Source organism: Pseudomonas edaphica (genome assembly GCF_005863185.1).
Taxonomy (GTDB): Bacteria; Pseudomonadota; Gammaproteobacteria; order Pseudomonadales; family Pseudomonadaceae; genus Aquipseudomonas; species Aquipseudomonas edaphica.
Map to the genome: position 1 here is coordinate 1 of NZ_VBVZ01000855.1, position 2,063 is coordinate 2,063.

Below are 2,063 nucleotides of genomic sequence, written 5' to 3' on the forward strand. Positions count from 1 at the left end.
GTGGATAGATGCCGTTTGAAGGCTGGCCCAAGATAGACCTCAATGCGCCGGGAGTACAAGTCGGCGCGTGCAACCAACCCATGACGAGGTCCTTATGAACGCCCCCTTCGATCAGCTGTCCGCCTGGCTGAAAGAACACAAGATTACCGAAGTCGAGTGCGTGATCAGTGATTTGACTGGCATCGCACGCGGCAAAATTGCGCCCACCAACAAGTTCCTGCATGAGCGAGGCATGCGCCTGCCGGAGAGTGTGCTGCTGCAAACGGTGACCGGGGACTTTGTCGACGACGATATCTACTACGACCTGCTCGACCCTGCCGACATCGACATGATCTGCCGGCCGGTGTCCAACGCCACTTACGTGGTGCCGTGGGCGATCGAACCCACCGCCATCGTGATCCATGACACCTTCGACAAGCAGGGCAACCCCATCGAGTTGTCGCCGCGTAACGTGTTGAAAAAAGTCCTGCAACTGTACACCGACAAAGGTTGGCAGCCGATTGTCGCGCCAGAAATGGAGTTCTACCTGACCCAGCGCTGCGAAGACCCGGACCTGCCGCTGAAAACCCCGGTGGGCCGTTCGGGCCGGGCCGAAACCGGGCGCCAGTCGTTTTCCATCGACGCCGCCAACGAATTCGACCCGCTGTTCGAAGACGTCTATGACTGGTGTGAACTGCAGGGTCTGGACCTTGACACGCTGATCCACGAAGACGGCCCGGCACAGATGGAAATCAACTTCCGCCATGGCGACGCCCTCGACCTGGCCGACCAGATCACCGTGTTCAAACGCACCCTGCGTGAAGCCGCGCTCAAGCACAATGTGGCCGCGACCTTTATGGCCAAGCCAGTGGCCGACGAACCGGGCAGCGCCATGCACCTGCACCAGAGCGTGGTGGAGATCGCCACCGGCAAGCCGGTGTTCGTCGACGCCGACGGCAAGATGAGCCAGCTGTTCTTGCATCACATCGGCGGCTTGCAAAAGTACATTCCCAAACTGCTGCCGATGTTCGCGCCGAACGTGAACTCGTTCCGCCGCTTTTTGCCGGACACCTCGGCGCCGGTCAACGTGGAGTGGGGCGAAGAAAACCGCACCGTCGGCCTGCGTGTGCCGACCTCCAGCCCCGACGCGATGCGCGTGGAAAACCGCCTGCCGGGCGCGGATGCCAACCCCTACCTGGCGATTGCCGCGAGCTTGCTGTGCGGCTACCTGGGCATGATCGAGCAAATTGAGCCGAGCGCGCCGGTGGAAGGCCGCGCCTATGAGCGCCGCAACCTGCGCTTGCCGTTCACCCTCGAAGATGCCTTGGCGCGCATGGAGGACTGCGACACGGTCAAGCAGTACCTGGGCGATAAGTTCGTGCGTGGCTATGTGGCGGTCAAGCGCGCCGAGCACGAGAATTTCAAGCGAGTGATCAGTTCCTGGGAGCGTGAGTTCCTGCTGTTGAGCGTCTAAAAAACCAATAAAGGGGTGTCGATATGCGTCTTGTGAAAAAGCTTCTCCCGCTGGCTCTTGTCGCGGCGTTCAGCAGCAGCGGCCAGGCCGCCCAGACGGTCAGCGTCTATAACTGGACCGACTACATAGGCGAGACCACCTTGGCCGATTTCCAGGCCAAGACCGGGATCAAGGTGATCTATGACGTGTTCGACTCCAACGAAACCCTGGAAGGCAAGTTGCTCGCCGGGCGCACCGGCTATGACGTGGTGGTGCCGTCCAACCACTTCCTGGCACGCCAGGTAAAAGCCGGTGCGTTCTTGAAACTCGACCGCTCGCAGTTGCCCAACTTCAAGAACCTCGACCCCAAACTGCTCAAGCTGCTGGAGAAAAACGACCCCGGCAACGCGCACTCGGTGCCGTACCTGTGGGGCACCAACGGCATCGGCTACAACGTCGACAAGGTCAAGCAAGTGCTGGGGATCGACCACATCGACTCATGGGCGGTGCTGTTTGAGCCCGAGAACATCAAGAAGCTGCACGAGTGCGGAGTGGCTTTTCTCGATTCAGACGATGAGCTGTTCCCGGCGATTCTCAATTACATGGGCAAAGACCCGCGCAGCGAAAACCC

Annotated in this window: 2 protein-coding genes; both read left to right on the plus strand. The window is 60.2% G+C overall.

Features of this window, described 5'->3' with window-relative positions:
* Positions 1–94: 94 nt before the first annotated feature.
* On the plus strand, positions 95–1,453 hold the full coding sequence (locus FEM54_RS31340) for a glutamine synthetase family protein (RefSeq protein ID WP_017135352.1): 1,359 nt from the start codon (positions 95–97) through the stop codon (positions 1,451–1,453).
* 23 nt (positions 1,454–1,476) lie between these two features.
* A partial coding sequence (locus FEM54_RS31345) for an extracellular solute-binding protein (protein ID WP_138454150.1) occupies positions 1,477–2,063 on the plus strand: 587 nt, incomplete at its 3' end.

Excerpts from the sequence above, each read along its gene's own strand:
- FEM54_RS31340 (WP_017135352.1), top strand. The coding sequence starts at position 95 with ATGAACGCCCCCTTCGATCAGCTGTCCGCCTGGCTGAAAGAACACAAG.